Below are 18192 nucleotides of genomic sequence, written 5' to 3'. Positions count from 1 at the left end.
CGTCACATTATTTTCTTTATTGCATTTTATTTGAGTACCAATTAGCATCTGTAATCGCTCTCTTTCACCTTATATATTCTATCATAGGCATTCTAAGAGAAACTACTCAAATCCCTTATATAAAACAAGTAAAAAAGAGCCTCACTATTAGCAGCAAGGCTCTTTTCTCTCTTCAATATGCTAGCCTTTTGAATAAAAACTAGTAATAAACTTCATATTACTACTCCTTATCCATTAGCAAGTAAGTAATCCATTTATTTTCAAAACGAATCTTATCTTATTCTACAGAGAAGATGAAAGAATACACTGGTTGGTTTCCAGCATGCACTTCTACTTCTGCATCTTCAAATTTCTCTTCTACAAATTCAACTAACTCCGCTACTTCTTCGTCAGTTGCATCTTCACCTTGTAGAATCGTTACGATTTCAGAATCTTCATCAATAAGCGCTTCTAGTAATTGCTTCGCAGCTCCTACTTTTTCAGCATTTGTAGATACAATTTTTCCATCTGCAATACACATGAAGTCATCTTTTTGAATTGCTACACCATCAATTTCCGTATCACGTACAGCATACGTAATTTGACCTGTTTTCACATGAGATAAAGCTTCTTGCATGTTTTCTTCATTCTCTTCTAACGTTCCAACTGGGTTAAATGCTAACATTGCTGCCATACCTTGAGGAACTGTTTTCGAACGAACAACAATAACTTCTTGATCTACAACTGATGCCGCTTGTTCTGCTGCCATTACAATATTTCCGTTATTCGGTAAAATAATGATTTTTTCAGCATTTGCTTCTTCAATTGCCTTCACGATATCCTCCGTACTTGGATTCATCGTTTGACCACCTTCGATAACTTTCGTTGCGCCGATGCTCTCAAATAAAGTTTTAATACCAGACCCCATTGCCACAGTTACGATACCATATGGTTGTTTTTCTTTCGATTGAGCTGGTTGTTCAGGAACCATAGCAGGTTCATCTAATAAAGCAGTATGCTGTTCACGCATATTTTCTACTTTAATCTTAATTAAACTACCGTATTTTTGCCCGTAGTTCATAGCGTCTCCAGGATGTTCTGCGTGGATATGAACTTTTACAATTTCATCATCAGACACAACTAGTAGAGAATCACCATATACACTAATATCTTCACGGAATTTTTGTTCAGAGAAATTATGCTCTTTCACCTTTTCAGCCTCTAATTTCACCATGAACTCCGTACAATATCCATACTTAATATCTTCTGTACTCAATTGGCTTTGTACACTACGGTGATGTTCTGCGCGTACCATCTCATTCATAGATGTTTGCGTCGGTGCATCAGAAGAAATCGTTTCTCCTTTTAAGTCAGCTAAAAATCCTTCGTATACCACTACAAGACCTTTACCACCGCTATCTACAACGCCAACTTGTTTTAATACAGGTAATAAATCTGGCGTACGATTTAACGATGCGTTTGCTTCTTTCACAACGTCTTCCATAAACAAAACAAAGTCGCGCTGTTTTTTCGCAACTGTTACTGCATATTTACCCGTTTCTCTTGCAACCGTTAAAATCGTTCCTTCAATCGGTTTCATAACCGCTTTATAAGCCGCCTCTACTCCAGCTTCTAGTGCTGCAGCAAAATCAACTGTTGTTAATTCTTCTTTTTGTTCAATGGATTTAGAGAAACCACGGAACAACTGAGATAGAATAACTCCAGAGTTACCACGAGCTCCCATTAATAATCCTTTGGCTAAACTTACGCCGACTTTACCAGCATGCTGTGAAGGATTTGCTTTCACTTCACGCGCACCTGAAGTCATAGATAAGTTCATGTTTGTACCGGTATCGCCATCTGGAACTGGAAATACGTTTAATGCATCAACAAGCTGAACATTATTTGTTAAATTATTCGCTCCTTGCATGATCATTTGTGATAAACGTTTTCCATCAATTTTTTGAATTGACACAGATTTTCCTCCTTAATGCACATTACAAGTTTATTACTTTAACTCCTTGTACGTAGATGTTTACAGAATCTACTGCTAGTCCTACAGTTTGATCTAGTGTATATTTCACTTTCGTCTGCACATTATGTGCCACTTCTGAAATTTTCGTACCATAGCTCACAATAATATACATATCAATATGTACTTCATCTTCATCTTTACGAACAATAACACCTCTAGTGAAGTTTTCTTTTCGTAAAATGTCTGTTAATCCATCTTTTAACTGATTTTTTGATGCCATACCTACGATACCGTAGCAATCTACCGCGGCACCTCCAGCAATTGTTGCAATTACATCTGTACTAATATCAATTTGACCGTACTTCGTTTTAATTTCAATTGACATCTCGTTTCCCCCTTCATAAATGGTGAAAGTGAGCTAGACTACTTTAGTTACTATCATATAATCTTTTTAAAGAAAATTCCATCGTTCTTTCTTTTCACTCTCATATTTTATGTTTTAAATTACACTTTTTTATGATGAGCAAAATAGTCCATTGTTATTATACAACATGTACCACTATAATATGTCAAGCAATTTTTATGGATTTTAACTTTTCTTCATTGACATATAGTGTCAAGTAAATTTTCTTGATTTCTTTTTTCTACGGTGTTGCATTCTCTTTTTAGTTGTGTTAAATTATAGTAGTGTTTTTAGCATCGCATAAAAGACTAACATTGAAAAATTACGTATGGTAAGGTATCAAGGGAGGGAAATATAAATGGCTCGTGTTTGTGCTATTACTGGAAGAAAAGCTCGTTCTGGTAACTCTCGTTCTCACGCAATGAACGCTACAAAACGTAAGTGGGGCGCTAACCTTCAAAAAGTTCGCGTACGCATCGACGGAAAAGTTCAACGTGTTTACGTTTCTGCTAGAGCATTAAAATCTGGCAAAATCGAACGTGTTTAATAATAAAAAAAAGAGCCAATAGGCTCTTTTTTTACTATAACAATGGAAAAAGCACCGGTGATAGGTGCTTTTTTAATCTTTTTTGAAGGTATTTAACATTGCACGAACAATTCCACCAAGAAATTTAGGTAACTTAATTGTATAAAATCTCATGGTTTCCCTCCTAATCCCCATTACTCCACTTGGTCACTATATGATGTAAGGAGCAAAATTGTTTCTTCAATCAGTGCTTCTTATCAACATTAATATGCCAGAAGTAAATGAAAAAGTACCTTTTTCCTCAACGAGTTCGTTACTAATACAAAGTGTTGATCCCCACTCTATTGTTTTATTAGTAAGAGGGTACTTAAAACCAAACAATGTAATCCCTTCCACTATTTCAGTAACTGGTACAAAAGATACATAAGGAAAATTTTTATTTTCTTCAATTATATGTGTACCCACTTTTTTAACTGTTATTTCATTTTTATTGTCCACAATACACATTTCTATCTCTACTTCTAACCCTTTTAAAAGCATTTGTATATTTGCCAAACCGTGATCAAGTCTTCCACCGGTAGCACCAAAAATACGAATTAGTGCCGGCTTCTGTCCTAATGCCCAGTTGATTGCAATTTCTAAATCCGTTTGATCTTTTTCCCGCGGAACAATATGTAATTCGTTCGTTTGCTGTCCCATCCATACTAATTCTTCTTCAGTAACTGAATCGTAATCTCCAAACGCAACAGCCGGGGTAATCCCTTTCTTTAATAGACGGTATACTCCCCTATCAACCGCAGCCCACACTACTTCCTCATTCTCATATCGAGCAAAATCTGCGCAATATTCCGAAGGTCCTCCTGCCAAAATATGAATAATCATTTTTTCTTCCCCTTCCATTGTAAAAAGGCAATCTGCCATTCGGTAGATTGCCTTTTTACATATTTTTACCCTATCCTATGAATACCTTACTAGGATAAAAGTTCATCACTACCCACGAATTACGCGAATTGCTTCACCGCGGTCTTTTTGATTGTATACTGCTGATCCAGCTACAAGTACATTTGCTCCTGCTTCCACACAAAGTCTTGCTGTTTCAGCATTTACACCACCATCAACTTCAATTTCTACTTCTAGATTGCGCTCTTTCACCATGTCTGCAACTTGTTTAATTTTCGGTAATACAGAATGGATAAACTTCTGTCCACCAAATCCAGGGTTTACTGTCATAAGTAATACCATATCTATATCTTCTAATACATGCTCAATCACTGAAACTGGCGTATGTGGATTTAATACAACGCCCGCTTTAATACCGTGAGATTTAATTAACTGAATTGTACGATGCAGATGTGGACACGCCTCTGCGTGAACAGTAATAATATCCGCTCCCGCTTGTGCGAAAGTCGGGATATAGTTATCAGGATTTTCAATCATTAAATGTACATCTAATGGTAATGATGTAATTGGACGGATAGCTTCTACAATTAATGGTCCAATCGTAATATTTGGTACGAAATGTCCATCCATTACGTCAACGTGAATGTAATCCGCTCCGCCCTTTTCTACATCTTTAATCTCTTCCCCTAATTTTGAAAAATCTGCTGATAAAATCGATGGTGCAATTTTAATCATAACTAATACCTCGGCTTTCTCTCTCTAATTTCTTCTACGAATTGTTTATAGTTCTTATAGCGATATTCTGTAATCTTCCCTTCTTCAACCGCAGCTTTCACAGCACATTTCGGTTCAGAAAGATGTGTACACCCTCTAAATTTACAGTATTGGCTCGCTTCTTTCAACTCTGGAAAACAATATGTAAGATCTTCTACTTCTATATCAATGAAATCTAGTGAACTAAAACCCGGTGTATCTGCTACTAGTCCACTCCCAATTGCAATTAATTCTACGTGTCTTGTCGTATGCTTCCCGCGTCCTAAATGGGAGGAAATATCATTTGTTTTCAGCTCTAATTCTGGACGTAGCACATTAAGCATTGAAGATTTCCCAACACCAGATTGACCCGCAACAACAGAAACACAATTTTCTAAGTATGGTTTTAATATATCAATACTTTCTGACGTATTAATAGAAGTAAATAAAACATCATAACCCATCTCACGATAATCATTCGCATAAGCTTCAACAGTTGCTTTCATCTTTTCATCTACTAAATCCATCTTGCTAATACAAATAATTGGCTTAATGTTATGATATTCAATCAGCACTAAAAATCGATCTAACAGTCCAGGATTAAAATCTGGTTCTACTGCAGAGAACACAAGGATCGCTTGATCGACATTAGCAATAGGAGGTCTAACAAGTTCATTTTTTCGATCAAACACTTCAAGCACATAACCTTCAGTTGGATTATCTGCCTGAAAAACAACTTGGTCTCCTACAAGTGGTGTAATTTTATTTTTTCTAAATACACCTCGCCCACGACATTGCGTAACCCCTTCTTCATGCTGCACGTAATAAAACCCACTTAAAGCTTTTATAATTTTTCCTTCTGGCATAGAATTCTCCTTTTTTTGTATAAGGTGATGCTGAATTTAAAAATGAATGGATTTAAATTTTCCAAATAACGATTTCAAAACCTACCATATATACTTTCGCTAATATACATTAAATCTTCCATTAAATGCAAAAAAATATTTACAGCTGCATCACTTTACTAGCTTTTTGAATCATATATTTTTGCCTGCTATACCGTCCACTTTGTAGACAGCATAACAGGCAATAATAATAAGTAGACTTTCACTATTATTGAGTTGGATATGGTACTTCTTTATCAATAATCGTTACTCCATCTCGTACAATTTTATAGTGTCCCTTTGAACCTTCTTGAATTACAAATTCTAAAGAAATAGTCGCTGATTCAGTAATTGTTCTCGTTTCAACCGGTCTATCCATTTTTTGCTGCATGTCTTCTTTATAAATTTCTATTGTTTGCGGCTTTTTTTCACCTGTTACAGCAGGCTCATATGGGATAGAGATATTGTCCACTTTTACCGTTTTAGTCACTTTAGGCTTTTGACCATCAGAGATAATAATAGTTACTTTATCTCCCTCTTTTAATGGTGTACCTGGTTTTGGAAATTGCGAAATTACAAGTCCTTTTTCGACTGAATCTGAGTACTCTCGTTTTATATCTGACGTTAGTTTTCTCTCATTCAAATAACCAGTTACACTATTTTCAGTCCACCCCGAAAAGTCACCTGGTCTAATTTGATAAGGACCTTTACTTACCCAGATTTTCAGTTCTTGCTCCGCTTCTATAACCATTTGATCAGGCGTCGGAATTTGCTCTACAATTTCACCTTTCGGCTTATCATTTTCAATATAATTTACTGTAACTTGTTTATATTTTTCTTCTAACTCAGCTTTTACACTCTCAAAGTTTTGCCCTGTGAAATTCGCCATCTTACTTTTCTTTTTTCCACCTGATTGATAGATAGTAATTTTAGCGTTTTCTTTTACGACTCTTCCTGCTACAGGTTCCGTTTTTATTACATCCCCAACTTCAACATCATCTGTATATACAATATTAGGCTCCGTCACCTCAAAGCCCTTTTCTACTAACGTATTTACAGCTGTCGTGTATTTCATACCAGCCACATCAGGCACTTTCACATCTTTCGGAATAAATAATCCTGGAATAACCGTAAGCGCTAATGTTATTCCTATTGCTAAAAATAAAAATGTTGAAATTAAAACTTTAAGCCACTTGTTACTCCGTTTTTTCTTCTTATCTAACTCAGCTGCTTCTGCTCTTATCGGTTCTTCCACCTTACTCCCTTTTAAAACAATCGTTTCATCACTTACATTTTCAAATAATTGTTCTTGTTGAATAATCGGAATCGCTTTCGTCGCTTCCATATCTTCTGGTATGTAAAATGGTTGCTCATTTATCCTCTCTGGATATAGCGCAGTTTCAATATCTCGCTTCATCGCATTGGCAGATTGATATCGATGGAAAGGATCTTTTGCAGTTGCCTTTAATATAATATTTTCAACACTTTGCGGAATATTTTCATTCCATCTTTTTGGTGATGGGATTTCACTTTGTAAATGTTTTAAAGCTATAGCAACAGCAGATTCGCCAGAAAACGGTTGTCTTCCTGTTAACAATTCAAACATAACTATTCCAAGAGAATAAATATCCGATTGTTTATTTGCTATCCCGCCACGTGCCTGTTCTGGTGATAAATAATGGACTGAACCCAGTACTGAATTTGTATGTGTAATTGTTGTTGCACTTGTAGCTGTCGCAATTCCAAAATCTGTTACTTTTATTATTCCATCAGCTCGAATTAAAATATTGTGCGGCTTTATATCACGATGCACAATTTCAAAATGATGGGCGTGTGCCATGGCGGATGTTAACTGCTCCATAATATCAAGAGCTTCTCCTATAGGTAACATACCTCGCTCAATTATGTATTGCTTCAATGTTTGCCCGGGTACATATTCCATGACAAGATAATATATACCATCTTCTTCTCCGACATCATACATATTCACAATATTTGGATGCGACAACGTTGTAACAGACTGCGCTTCTCGATGGAAACGTTTAATAAACTCTTCGTTATTTGAGTAGTCGAGTCTTAATATTTTTACCGCTACATCTCGGCCAAGTATATCATCATGAGCTAAATATACATTGGCCATTCCGCCACCACCAATCATTTTCAGTAGCTTATAACGGTCATTTAAGCGTTTTCCAATCAGCACGTTGCACTTCACCTACTTTCGTTTGTCGAACCCGCATAATCAATAAGAACAAGTGTGATATTATCTTCTCCACCGCGATCATTCGCCAATTGAATGAGACGCTGCCCTTTACCTTCAAGCTGTTCATTTAACTGTAAAATTTGTTGCATATCATCAATAGAAACTTTGTTTGATAACCCATCAGAGCAAAGAAGTAATTGATCATCTTCCTCAAGCACCAACGTTTTAACATCTAATCCAACTTTTTCTTCTGTTCCTAGCGCTCTTAATAACACATTCTTTTTCGGATGATACTCTGCATCTTCCTTTGAAATTTCACCATGTCTCACAAGCTCATTTACAAGCGAATGATCTTCCGTTACAAGCGTCATTTCTCCTTCTGATACCATATAGCAACGACTATCTCCTATATGCCCTATCGTCACAAAACTTGTTGTACAAACAGCTATTATAAGCGTTGTTCCCATACCATTACATTCTACATTTTGCTGAGCGTATTCATATATACGCTCATTAATAATCCCAACACTAGTATGTAACCATTGTTCTACTTTTTTCGGTTCATTCATATTATGCGTTTGCTTCCAATAATCATGGAATAATTGAATGGCCATCGAGCTAGCTACATCACCAGCTCGATGACCTCCCATTCCATCTGCTACTACCGCTAAAACATTTCCATCTAAATTGTGAAAAACTCCTGCACTATCTTCATTATGTTGACGAACTTTTCCTTTATCCGATAGAAATACGGCTTTCATCTCGTCACCTCGTCTCTTCTTTGCGCTCCTTCGCACGCAACTGACCGCAGGCTGCGTCAATATCATGACCTTGTTCACGGCGAATCGTTACATTCACTCCACGATCTTTTAACGTTTTCTCGAACAAGAAAATTTGCTCACGTGGTGTACGTACATAATCACGTTCAGGTACGTAGTTTACCGGGATTAAGTTTACATGACATTTTACACCTTTTAAGAGCGCAGCAAGCTCTTCAGCGTGCTCAACTTGGTCATTTTCTCCTCCAAATAATCCATATTCAAAAGTAATACGGCGCCCTGTTCTATTTACATAGTATTTAATAGCTTCCATTAAATCCGGTAATTTATAAGCACGGTTAATCGGCATTAATTTTGAACGTAATTCTGAGTTTGGAGCATGCAATGAAATCGCAAAATTAATTTGTAGTTCTTCTTCAGCAAACTTATAAATTTTCGGGATAATTCCACTCGTCGAAACAGTCATATGTCTAGCACCAATATGAAGTCCTTTTTCATGGTTAGTGATGCGTAAGAATCCCATTAAATTATCGTAATTATCAAATGGTTCTCCAATTCCCATAACAACAAGAGAACTTACACGTTCTTCTGTTTCATCAAGCGCACGCTGAACTTCTACTACTTGCGCTACGATTTCTCCAGCTTCTAGGTTTCGTTTTAGTCCACCAAGCGTCGAAGCACAGAACGTACATCCAATACGACAACCAACTTGCGTTGTTACACAAATGGAATTTCCATATTCATGTCGCATTAATACCGTTTCAATAGAATACCCGTCATATAATTGGAATAAGAATTTAATCGTTCCATCCGAAGACGTTTGTTTTACTAACGTGTTTAAAGTAGTAATATCAAAGGAATTCGACAATTTATCACGCAATCCTTTAGAAAGGTTTGACATATCCTCATAATTTTTTACACGTTTTTTATATAGCCAGTCAAAAATTTGTCCAGCGCGGAACTTCGGTTCTCCTTGTTCCTTTAACCAATCTTGCATTTCATGAATTTGTAAAGAGTAAATTGATGGTTTCTTCGTTTCTACATTTTTCTTTTGTTTTCTTACAGTCGTTTCCATGATGCTACACCTTCTTCCTTAAACAAGCAATATAAAAGCCATCCGTTGCAAAATAATGCGGTAAAATTTGTACTTGACCTTCATTAATATACGGACTTAATTTTTCTGGCATACGTTCTTTTATCGTAGTATCCCATTCAAATTCAGGATGTTCTTTTAAAAATTTATCTATTACTTGTTCATTTTCTATTTTCTCAATTGTGCACGTACTATAAACAAGACGACCGCCTTGTTTTAATAACGGTGCTATTTTTTCTAGTATCGCAAGTTGAATCGTCGATAATCTTTCACTATCGCCTTTATCTTTTCCTAACTTAATATCAGGCTTACGTCTAATTACACCAAATCCAGAACACGGTGCATCTACCAATATTTTATCAAACGTTTCATTTGAAAAGTGCTCTTGCACTTTTCTAGCATCTAGCGCTTTTGTTTCGACATTTTCTAACCCAAGTCGCTCTGCTTGCTGTTTAATTAAACGTACTTTGTGTGCATGTAAATCAAGAGACATTACTTTACCAGTTCCCTTTAAACGCTCAGCTATATGCGTAGTTTTACCACCAGGAGCTGCACAACTATCAAGAACTGTCTCTCCCTCATTTGGTTCTAAAGCGCGTGCTACAAGCATAGAACTTTCATCTTGAATAGAAAGAAATCCTTTTTTAAACGCTTCTGTATGCGCTACATTTCCTCTTTCAATCTGAATTGCATCATCTGACAAGTCACCACGTTTTGCTTCTATACCTTCACTTGCCAACAACTCAATCGCTTCTTCTACCGTTACCTTATCAACATTCACACGCGCTGTAGGTACAGGAGGTAACATATTTACTTCGCACATTTTCTCTGCAGTTTCTAAGCCATATGCAGAAGTCCACTCTTGTACAAGCCAAACTGGATGACTCATCGCAATTGCAAGCCGTTCTACTGGATCCTTGATTTCATCTACAGAAGGTACACCTTCTCTCTGAATCGAACGTAATACACCGTTCACCATACCAGCAATTCCTTTATGCCCGCGACGCTTTGCAATCTCAACCGCTTCATGAATAGCCGCTCTTTCTGGCACTCGGTCTAAATAAATCATTTGATATAAAGATAAGCGAAGCAATACTCTTACCCACGCCTCAACCTTCTTTTTTAAAAAAGGCTGTAAATAATAATCTAATGTGTCACGACGTTGAATCGTTCCATATACAATTTCAGTTAATAAACCAATATCTTTTCTATCAATTGCACTTTTTTCAATTAAATTATTTAAAAGTAAGTTGCTATATGCACCACTTTTTTCCACTTGAATTAAACCATCAAGAGCTAATTCACGAACATTTTGTCTCATGCATTTTCTCCTAACTTCGTTCCAATTTCAGGTTTTGTTCCACGTAAAAATTGTGAACAACTCATACGCTTTTTACCAGAAGGTTGCAATTCAGTAATTTTAACACCTGTTTCATTACTAGTTGCTACTACAAAACCATCTTCTTCGATCGCAACAATCGTACCTGCTTCAGCCGGTTCAGTTACAGGCACTTTTTCTCCCCACCATACTTTAACAACTTGTCCTGCTAAAGTTGTATAAGCAACTGGCCATGGATTCAATCCGCGAATGTGATTGTATACTTCTTCACCTGTTTTTGTCCAATCAATTTTCTCTTGCTCACGTTTTATATTGTACGCAAACGTTACTTCTTCTTCGTTTTGTTTAATCGGTTCTAACTTACCTTGAATTAATAAAGGTACTGTTTTAGATAGAAGATGTGCTCCTGCTTCACTTAATTTATCAAATAATGAGCCTGTCGTTTCACGCTCTTCAATTTCCACTTCCACTTGCGTTAAGATATCACCAGCATCCAATTTTTCTACCATATACATAATTGTAATACCTGTTTTTTCTTTACCTTCCATAATTGCATAATGAATTGGTGCACCACCACGAAGTTCAGGAAGTAAAGAAGCGTGGACATTAATACATCCATACTTCGGTGCTTCTAAAATTTCATTTGGTACAATCTGACCAAATGCAGCTGTTACAATTAAATCTGGCTCTAATGCCAATACTTTTTCATATTCATCTTTTTCACGAATTTTTAACGGCTGTAACACAGGGATACCATGTTTTTCCGCTTCAACTTTAACAGGTGTAGGTGTTAATACTTTTTTTCTACCTACTGGACGATCAGGTTGCGTCACAACCCCTACTACCTCATAGCCATCTTCAATAAGACGACGAAGCACCGGCACTGAAAAGTCCGGTGTTCCCATAAACACTACTTTTATCATTTAAAAACCGCTCCTTTTAACACCTATTCTAGTTCGTTTTCTTCATAATATCTTGTCACTTTCGATGTAAATAAAACACCGTGTAAATGATCGATTTCATGTTGAATTGCACGCGCTAAAAATCCTTCCGCTTCTAATAAAAATACTTTCCCACGGCGATTTTGTGCTCTTACTTTAATATAATCCGCACGTTCTACTTCACCATAAAGTCCCGGGAAGCTTAAACATCCTTCGGGACCTACTTGTTCACCACGTTTTTCTAATATTGATGGATTGATTAACTCGATTTTCCCAGTATCATCATCGACATCAACAACCGCTACTTGCAAGCTTACACCTACTTGAGGCGCAGCTAAACCGACTCCGTCCGCAATTAACATTGTTTCATGCATATCTTTCAACAATTTCACTAACTTTTTATCAAAGTTAATTACTCTTTCGCATGGTGTTTCTAACACTTCATTTGGATGCTTTACTATTTCTAAAACTGCCATATTTCCCTCCGCTACATTAACATTGTTGGATTAAAATCAATTGAGATTTGTAGCTCTTTTTGCATTTCTGCTTGATAATGTTCATTTACCATTTTGAGCACGTTCTTTAAGTTTGGTTCCCGTTTGTATTTTATCATGCATTGATAACGATATCTATCTTTTATCCTTGGAATTGCTGAAGCAACTGGTCCTAACACCATTGTTTGCTGCGAGCAATGCGTTCGTAAATACGAGGCAATTTTTTCCGTCACTTGTACCGCTTTTAATAATTCAGGATGAGATACGGTTACGAGTACAACATAGTAATATGGAGGATATTGTCTTGTTCGTCTCATTTGCATTTCTTGGTCAAAAAACACATCATATTGTTGGTTCTTCGCTAACTCTACACTGTAATGTTCTGGCGTATACGTTTGAATCACAACTTCCCCTGGCAATTCATGTCTACCCGCTCGTCCACTTACTTGCGTCAATAACTGATATGTCTTTTCACTTGCACGAAAATCAGGTAAGTGAAGCATCGTATCTGCAGTTAAAACCCCAACAAGCGTTACTTTCGGAAAATCTAATCCTTTAGCAATCATTTGTGTTCCAAGTAATATATCTGCTTTTTCTTCCCCAAACGCCTTTAATAATTTTTCATGCATTCCTTTTCGACTTGTCGTATCTACATCCATTCGAATGACTCGCGCCTCTGGAAATAGTTTTGTAATTTCTTCTTCTACCTTTTGTGTACCTGTACCAAAGAAACGAATGTATGTACTTTGACAAACTGGACACTCAGTTGGCATATTTTCTTCGTAACTACAATAATGACATTTTAAACGATGATTCATTTTATGATATGTCAATGAAATATCACAATGCGGACATTGTACAACATACCCACAATCACGGCACATAACAAATGTAGAATGACCTCTTCTATTTAAGAAGAGTACCATCTGTTCTTTCTTTTCTAATCGATCTGCTATTTTTTCATGCAGCGCCTTAGAAAACATTGATCGATTCCCGTCACGAAGTTCTTCTCGCATGTCAACAATCTCTACCGTTGGTAAAGCTTGTTCATTCATACGTTTTTCCATTGTTAGTAGTTCATAAACACCTTTTTTCGCCCTTGCAAACGATTCAAGTGTTGGTGTCGCACTACCAAGAACGATAGGACATTTATGGTATTGCCCTCTCCAGACAGCCACATCTCTTGCATGATACCTTGGATTATCTTCTTGTTTGTAACTTGATTCATGCTCTTCATCAATAATAATAATCCCTAAATTCTCAAAAGGCGCAAAAACGGCTGAACGCGCACCAACTACAACTTTCACTTCTTTTCTTAAAATCTTACGCCACTCGTCATACTTTTCTCCAACAGACAACGCACTATGAAGAACTGCAACTTGCGAGCCAAACCTACCTTTAAAACGATCCACCATTTGGGGTGTTAGTGCAATTTCAGGAACAAGAACGATAGCTTCTTTTCCTTTCTCGAGCACTGCTGCTATAGATTGTAAATATACTTCTGTCTTTCCACTTCCTGTAACACCATATAGTAAAAATGGATTATAAGTTTCATTTGTAATTGATGATAAAATCGGTGTAATAACTTGTTTTTGTTCCTCCGTAAGTGGCAATGGTTTCGTTTGTTCAAAACCATCATCGTCATACGGATTTCGGTATACTTCCACATACTTTTCTGAAATGAATCCCTTTTTAACAAGTGCTTTTATTGGAGCATCTGTTATTTGTAACTCTTCTGTAATTACTTTCAACGGTACACTTTTATAATTTTCCACAAAATAATAGAGTACATCTTGTTGTTTTTTACTTTTCAGTTCAAATGCCGCTAATTCTAATTTATCTTCTGGCAACTCCGGCTGAACAACTCTTTGCTTCTTCTTTTGTACTTTATCTTTCACTTGATAAACGACTTCAACCGTACCATTTTTAATTTCTTGTTGAATAGTCCGGTATAAATGTGGCTGTTGCTCGATTACTTCAAAATCAATTGCTTCTTTATCCTGAAATAAATATAGTATTTTAGGTGCTATTTCTTCCTGTTTACAAAGTTGTAGACGTTTTTTATACGTTGCTTTTATCGCAGTTGGAAGCATCACTTGAAAAGCTGAAATCATGTAGCATAACGTTTCACTTGTAAGCCAATATCCAAGTTTTAATAATTCATCATTTAAAACCGGTGTTACATCTAATATTTCATGGATCGTCTTTAACTTCTTACTTTCTACATCCACCGAATCTTTAATCCCAATAATAAAACCTTGCAATTTTCTTGGCCCAAACGGAACTACTACCCGCATTCCTGTCTGTACAATATCTTCCCATTTTTTAGGTATAATGTAATCAAATGGTCGATCTGTCTGACGGGCAGGTACATCAACAATTACACTTGCAAATTTCATAAACGATCATCTTCTAACATCATTTCAATTTGCTTTAATATTTCACGAGCTACCTCTTTTTTCATTAAAAGTGGCAACTCAATAACTTTTCCATCTTTTCTATACATCGTTACAATATTCGTATCCGTGCCAAATCCAGCTCCTTGCGCTTTTACATCATTCGCGACAATCATATCTGCATTTTTCTCACGTAGTTTTTTCGTTGCATATTCCTCTACATTTGTCGTTTCAGCAGCAAAACCGATAAGTAACTGTTTATCCTTTTTCTGACCTAACGTTTTTAAAATATCCACCGTTCTTTCGAGTTCAATGACAGCATCACCATTTTGCTTTTTCATTTTATTATCATGAACATATTTCGGACGATAATCTGCAACTGCTGCTGTTTTAATGACAACGTCTACGTTTTGATAATGTTGAAGAACTGCTTCTAACATATCTTGTGCAGATTCCACTTGCACTGTCGTTACATGTAACGGTGGATTTAATGCTGTCGGTCCTGAAACGAGTATAACATCAGCGCCTAAATTCGCCGCCACTTCTGCAATCGCATACCCCATTTTTCCAGAAGAAAAATTCGTCATAAAACGAACTGGATCAACCTTTTCACGTGTTGGGCCAGCAGTTATTAATATTCTTTTTCCCTGCAATGGTTTGTGTTCTGAGAAAGCTTCCTCTAACCGTGCGATAATCGCTTCAGGTTCTTCTAGTCGTCCCTTTGCTACATATCCACATGCTAAAAAGCCTTCCCCAGGCTCAATAAACGTATATCCTAGCGTTTTCAATGTCATCATATTTTTTTGAACAATTTTATTTTCATACATATGCACATTCATAGCAGGCGCAATCCATACCGGAGCTGCAGTAGCTAACAAAGTAGTTGTAATCATATCATCTGCAATACCACCAGCTAACTTTCCAATACAATTGGCAGTAGCAGGTGCGACAAGTACAACATCCGCCCAATCTGCTAAATCAATATGAGCAATAACAGCCGAGTCTTTCTCATCAAATGTATCCGTATATACATCATGGCGAGAAAGTGCTTGGAATGTAAGAGGCGTAACAAACTTCATTGCCGACTCACTCATCATTACTTTTACAATCGCGCCAGATTGTGTCAATTTACTCGTTAACGCAGCTGCTTTAAAAACCGCAATGCCTCCTGTTACACATAGAAGTATCTTTTTCCCTTTTAGCATATGACTCGTCCTCTTTCTTTTTCAAACTTATAATACTGAAATAGAATTCCCAGCTCGTCAGTACCAATATTTCATTCCTTTCGTAAAAAAATAACAACCTACTTGTAAATAGGTTGTTACCGTTACATAGAAAATTATAAAGTCTATGTTTTATTTTGTCGAAGGCAAAGGCTTATTCAGCAACTTTATCTTCACTTGGTACGTAGCTTAATACTTCCGCATCGATTTCTTCTAATGCTTTACCTACACACTTATGAGAAACCGGTTGCTCTACAACACAGTTATTAGCAAGTTGCATTTCACGTGCACGCTTTGCAGCCACTGTTACTAGTGTGTATTTAGAATCGATTTTTTGTAGTAATGAGTCAATTGATGGATTTAACATAATTATAGACCCTCCGTCATTTCTTTATAATATTTTGCTACCCTTTCGCGGCGGCAATGTTCGCCAACCACAATTGCTTTAATTCTATCACAAGCTAATTCAACTTGATCGTTTTCTACTACATAGTCGTAAGCGTCCATCATCTCGATTTCTTCTTTCGCTACAGTTAAACGATTTTCAATAACATCTTCAGTCTCTGTACCACGGCCGACAATACGGCTCTTTAGTTCAGATAAACTTGGAGGTGCTAAGAAAATAAATACACCTTCTGGGAAAGCTTTCTTAACTTGAATTGCTCCTTGCACTTCAATTTCTAAGAATACATCTTTTCCTTCTTGTAATGTTTTTTCAACATAGTCAATCGGTGTTCCGTAATAATTACCTACGAACTCAGCCCACTCAAGTAATCTTTCATTACGAATCATTTCCTCGAATTCTTCTCTTTCTTTAAAGAAATAATCCACACCATCTACTTCACCTTCACGCGGCTTACGTGTCGTTACTGAAATAGAGTACTGAAAACGTGTATCCTCATGGCTAAACAGCTCTTTACGAACCGTTCCTTTTCCAACCCCAGAAGGCCCTGAAAGAACGATGAGCAATCCTCTTCTACTTCTCATAAATATGTAAAACCTACCCTTCCTCACTTAAATCTTCTTTATTATTCAAACGATGTGCAATCGTCTCTGGTTGAATTGGACTTAATACAACATGCCCATCATCCATAACAATAACCGCCCTTGTTTTTCTCCCATACGTAGCATCAAGCAAAGCATTATGTTCGCGTGCTTCCTGTACTGTTCGTTTAATAGGAGCTGACTCCGGACTTACAATAGCAATAATTCGATGAGCAGATACAATATTTCCGTATCCAATATTTAAAAACCGCATGGCCATAGTTTGCGCCTCCTAGTAAGTCTATCCGATTTCTCCACCACGTATAACTTTATATATTTTTTGAAAGCTACTCAATATTTTGTACTTGTTCACGAATTTTTTCAAGGTTATTTTTCATTTCTACAACATATTTTGAAATTGTTAAGTCATTTGCCTTAGAACCAATCGTATTAATTTCTCTATGCATCTCTTGCACGATGAAATCCATTTTTCTTCCAACAGGCTCTTCAATCTGCAATGTTTCATGAAATTGCTCTAAATGACTTTGCAAACGAACTAACTCTTCATGAATATCACAACGCTCTGCAAAGATTGCGACTTCTGTTAGCAATCTTTGTTCATCTAACTCTTGATTATGTAATTCTTTTAAGCGATTTTCTAATCGTTCACGATATTTTTGTGTAACAATTGGTGCATGTGGAATAATTGCATTTACACAATTGCTAATCTCTTGTAAACGATACGCTATATCTTTATGTAATCGTTCTCCTTCGCCATCTCTCATCGTTTTCAACATATGAGCAGCTTGACGAACAGCCTCATATAAACTGTTCTCAAAATGTTCATTTACATTTTCTATTTCTTCAATTGCTGTTACTTCTGGCATTGCCATTAATTGCTCGAGTGTAATAGAATCTTGTAATTGAAACTTTCCTTTTATATCTTCCATCATCGATTGGTACTGCTCAAGAAGTGACCAATTCACACTTAATTTTCTTTCAACAAGTCCTTCACCTGCTATACTAATAGACACCTCAATGCGTCCACGTCGAACTTGCTGTGCAATTATTTTACGAATTTTGTCCTCAAATACCATCATTTGCTTAGGAAGTCGAATACTCATCTCTAAAAAACGGTGGTTCACCGATTTCATTTCTACTGTAATTTGAAAAGTATCACTTTCTACTTTCGATCTTCCAAACCCTGTCATACTAGAAATCATTTTTATCACATCCAAGCCATAAAATAACTCAATGAAAAAGGTAATAGAGACAAGGCTCTACTACCTTCTGTAAATTATATCACATTTTCATAACATT

General features: G+C 36.5%; 19 protein-coding genes. 1 reads left to right on the top strand and 18 read right to left on the bottom strand.

The features are described 5' to 3' along the window. Positions 1-277: 277 nt before the first annotated feature. Entirely contained in the window at positions 278-1954 is a 1677-nt protein-coding gene (locus MR160_RS00550) for a DAK2 domain-containing protein (protein ID WP_000027131.1), read from the bottom strand. 22 nt (positions 1955-1976) lie between these two features. After that, on the bottom strand, positions 1977-2339 hold the full coding sequence (locus tag MR160_RS00545) for an Asp23/Gls24 family envelope stress response protein (protein ID WP_000021109.1): 363 nt from the start codon (positions 2337-2339) through the stop codon (positions 1977-1979). 376 nt (positions 2340-2715) lie between these two features. On the opposite strand from MR160_RS00545, the gene rpmB reads away from it, so the two are divergent. Then, positions 2716-2904 carry a 50S ribosomal protein L28 gene (gene rpmB / locus MR160_RS00540; RefSeq protein WP_000124776.1) on the top strand — a complete coding sequence of 63 codons (189 nt, stop codon included), beginning with the start codon at positions 2716-2718 and terminating at the stop codon, positions 2902-2904. A gap of 72 nt (positions 2905-2976) precedes the next feature. Here the strand turns inward: rpmB and spoVM are convergent, their stop codons facing one another. The 16 genes from spoVM to MR160_RS00460 form a co-directional block, all read right to left on the bottom strand. Further along, positions 2977-3057 (bottom strand): stage V sporulation protein SpoVM, encoded by an 81-nt coding sequence (spoVM, locus tag MR160_RS00535; protein ID WP_001213599.1) that lies wholly within the window; start codon positions 3055-3057, stop codon positions 2977-2979. Positions 3058-3123: 66 nt separating this feature from the next. Then, positions 3124-3804 (bottom strand): thiamine diphosphokinase, encoded by a 681-nt coding sequence (locus MR160_RS00530; RefSeq protein WP_000752665.1) that lies wholly within the window; start codon positions 3802-3804, stop codon positions 3124-3126. Positions 3805-3873: 69 nt separating this feature from the next. After that, on the bottom strand, positions 3874-4518 hold the full coding sequence (gene rpe / locus MR160_RS00525; protein ID WP_000589970.1) for a ribulose-phosphate 3-epimerase: 645 nt from the start codon (positions 4516-4518) through the stop codon (positions 3874-3876). Between the two features lie 2 nt (positions 4519-4520). Beyond that, positions 4521-5402 carry a ribosome small subunit-dependent GTPase A gene (rsgA, locus tag MR160_RS00520; RefSeq protein WP_001113932.1) on the bottom strand — a complete coding sequence of 294 codons (882 nt, stop codon included), beginning with the start codon at positions 5400-5402 and terminating at the stop codon, positions 4521-4523. Between the two features lie 247 nt (positions 5403-5649). Then, positions 5650-7623: a Stk1 family PASTA domain-containing Ser/Thr kinase gene (gene pknB / locus MR160_RS00515; protein WP_000904750.1), complete on the bottom strand. Its 1974-nt coding sequence runs from the start codon at positions 7621-7623 to the stop codon at positions 5650-5652. Between the two features lie 8 nt (positions 7624-7631). Next, on the bottom strand, positions 7632-8384 hold the full coding sequence (locus MR160_RS00510; protein ID WP_000648709.1) for a Stp1/IreP family PP2C-type Ser/Thr phosphatase: 753 nt from the start codon (positions 8382-8384) through the stop codon (positions 7632-7634). Between the two features lie 4 nt (positions 8385-8388). Beyond that, on the bottom strand, positions 8389-9477 hold the full coding sequence (gene rlmN, locus MR160_RS00505; RefSeq protein ID WP_000450548.1) for a dual-specificity RNA methyltransferase RlmN: 1089 nt from the start codon (positions 9475-9477) through the stop codon (positions 8389-8391). Positions 9478-9481: 4 nt separating this feature from the next. Beyond that, positions 9482-10816, bottom strand: a complete 1335-nt coding sequence (gene rsmB / locus MR160_RS00500) for a 16S rRNA (cytosine(967)-C(5))-methyltransferase RsmB (RefSeq protein WP_001249661.1) — start codon at positions 10814-10816, stop codon at positions 9482-9484. After that, a complete protein-coding gene (gene fmt / locus MR160_RS00495) occupies positions 10813-11757 on the bottom strand; it encodes a methionyl-tRNA formyltransferase (RefSeq protein WP_000598805.1) in 945 nt (314 codons plus the stop codon). Before fmt ends, rsmB begins: the two co-directional genes overlap by 4 nt. Before the next feature lie 23 nt (positions 11758-11780). Next, positions 11781-12251: a peptide deformylase gene (def, locus tag MR160_RS00490; RefSeq protein ID WP_000279470.1), complete on the bottom strand. Its 471-nt coding sequence runs from the start codon at positions 12249-12251 to the stop codon at positions 11781-11783. A gap of 11 nt (positions 12252-12262) precedes the next feature. Next, on the bottom strand, positions 12263-14668 hold the full coding sequence (gene priA, locus MR160_RS00485; RefSeq protein WP_242297025.1) for a primosomal protein N': 2406 nt from the start codon (positions 14666-14668) through the stop codon (positions 12263-12265). Next, the gene (coaBC, locus tag MR160_RS00480) at positions 14665-15870 is read right to left on the bottom strand and encodes a bifunctional phosphopantothenoylcysteine decarboxylase/phosphopantothenate--cysteine ligase CoaBC (protein WP_000911744.1); all 1206 of its coding nucleotides are present in this window, start codon (positions 15868-15870) and stop codon (positions 14665-14667) included. The genes priA and coaBC overlap by 4 nt, the downstream gene beginning before the upstream one ends. 172 nt (positions 15871-16042) lie before the next feature. Continuing rightward, positions 16043-16255 (bottom strand): DNA-directed RNA polymerase subunit omega, encoded by a 213-nt coding sequence (rpoZ, locus tag MR160_RS00475; RefSeq protein ID WP_000933962.1) that lies wholly within the window; start codon positions 16253-16255, stop codon positions 16043-16045. 2 nt (positions 16256-16257) lie between these two features. Continuing rightward, the gene (gene gmk / locus MR160_RS00470; RefSeq protein ID WP_001257742.1) at positions 16258-16875 is read right to left on the bottom strand and encodes a guanylate kinase; all 618 of its coding nucleotides are present in this window, start codon (positions 16873-16875) and stop codon (positions 16258-16260) included. Between the two features lie 13 nt (positions 16876-16888). Continuing rightward, positions 16889-17152 carry an extracellular matrix/biofilm regulator RemA gene (gene remA / locus MR160_RS00465; protein WP_001251456.1) on the bottom strand — a complete coding sequence of 88 codons (264 nt, stop codon included), beginning with the start codon at positions 17150-17152 and terminating at the stop codon, positions 16889-16891. A gap of 67 nt (positions 17153-17219) precedes the next feature. Beyond that, complete coding sequence (locus MR160_RS00460) at positions 17220-18095, bottom strand: YicC/YloC family endoribonuclease (RefSeq protein WP_000625867.1); 876 nt, start codon at positions 18093-18095, stop codon at positions 17220-17222. Positions 18096-18192 lie beyond the last annotated feature (97 nt).

The sequence above is a fragment of the Bacillus cereus group sp. BfR-BA-01382 genome (genome assembly GCF_022663475.1).
In the GTDB taxonomy this organism is placed as follows: domain Bacteria; phylum Bacillota; class Bacilli; order Bacillales; family Bacillaceae_G; genus Bacillus_A; species Bacillus_A thuringiensis_S.
Note: the sequence above shows the minus strand (reverse complement) of the source record. Positions and strands in the feature narration are given on the sequence as shown.

Excerpts from the sequence above, each read along its gene's own strand:
- MR160_RS00545 (WP_000021109.1), bottom strand. The coding sequence starts at position 2,339 with ATGTCAATTGAAATTAAAACGAAGTACGGTCAAATTGATATTAGTACA.
- rpoZ (WP_000933962.1), bottom strand. The coding sequence starts at position 16,255 with ATGTTAAATCCATCAATTGACTCATTACTACAAAAAATCGATTCTAAA.
- fmt (WP_000598805.1), bottom strand. The coding sequence starts at position 11,757 with ATGATAAAAGTAGTGTTTATGGGAACACCGGACTTTTCAGTGCCGGTG.
- MR160_RS00460 (WP_000625867.1), bottom strand. The coding sequence starts at position 18,095 with ATGATTTCTAGTATGACAGGGTTTGGAAGATCGAAAGTAGAAAGTGAT.
- rpmB (WP_000124776.1), top strand. The coding sequence starts at position 2,716 with ATGGCTCGTGTTTGTGCTATTACTGGAAGAAAAGCTCGTTCTGGTAAC.
- priA (WP_242297025.1), bottom strand. The coding sequence starts at position 14,668 with ATGAAATTTGCAAGTGTAATTGTTGATGTACCTGCCCGTCAGACAGAT.
- def (WP_000279470.1), bottom strand. The coding sequence starts at position 12,251 with ATGGCAGTTTTAGAAATAGTAAAGCATCCAAATGAAGTGTTAGAAACA.
- rlmN (WP_000450548.1), bottom strand. The coding sequence starts at position 9,477 with ATGGAAACGACTGTAAGAAAACAAAAGAAAAATGTAGAAACGAAGAAA.
- MR160_RS00510 (WP_000648709.1), bottom strand. The coding sequence starts at position 8,384 with ATGAAAGCCGTATTTCTATCGGATAAAGGAAAAGTTCGTCAACATAAT.
- gmk (WP_001257742.1), bottom strand. The coding sequence starts at position 16,875 with ATGAGAAGTAGAAGAGGATTGCTCATCGTTCTTTCAGGGCCTTCTGGG.
- coaBC (WP_000911744.1), bottom strand. The coding sequence starts at position 15,870 with ATGCTAAAAGGGAAAAAGATACTTCTATGTGTAACAGGAGGCATTGCG.
- rsmB (WP_001249661.1), bottom strand. The coding sequence starts at position 10,816 with ATGAGACAAAATGTTCGTGAATTAGCTCTTGATGGTTTAATTCAAGTG.
- remA (WP_001251456.1), bottom strand. The coding sequence starts at position 17,152 with ATGGCCATGCGGTTTTTAAATATTGGATACGGAAATATTGTATCTGCT.
- MR160_RS00530 (WP_000752665.1), bottom strand. The coding sequence starts at position 3,804 with ATGGCAGATTGCCTTTTTACAATGGAAGGGGAAGAAAAAATGATTATT.
- spoVM (WP_001213599.1), bottom strand. The coding sequence starts at position 3,057 with ATGAGATTTTATACAATTAAGTTACCTAAATTTCTTGGTGGAATTGTT.
- rsgA (WP_001113932.1), bottom strand. The coding sequence starts at position 5,402 with ATGCCAGAAGGAAAAATTATAAAAGCTTTAAGTGGGTTTTATTACGTG.
- rpe (WP_000589970.1), bottom strand. The coding sequence starts at position 4,518 with ATGATTAAAATTGCACCATCGATTTTATCAGCAGATTTTTCAAAATTA.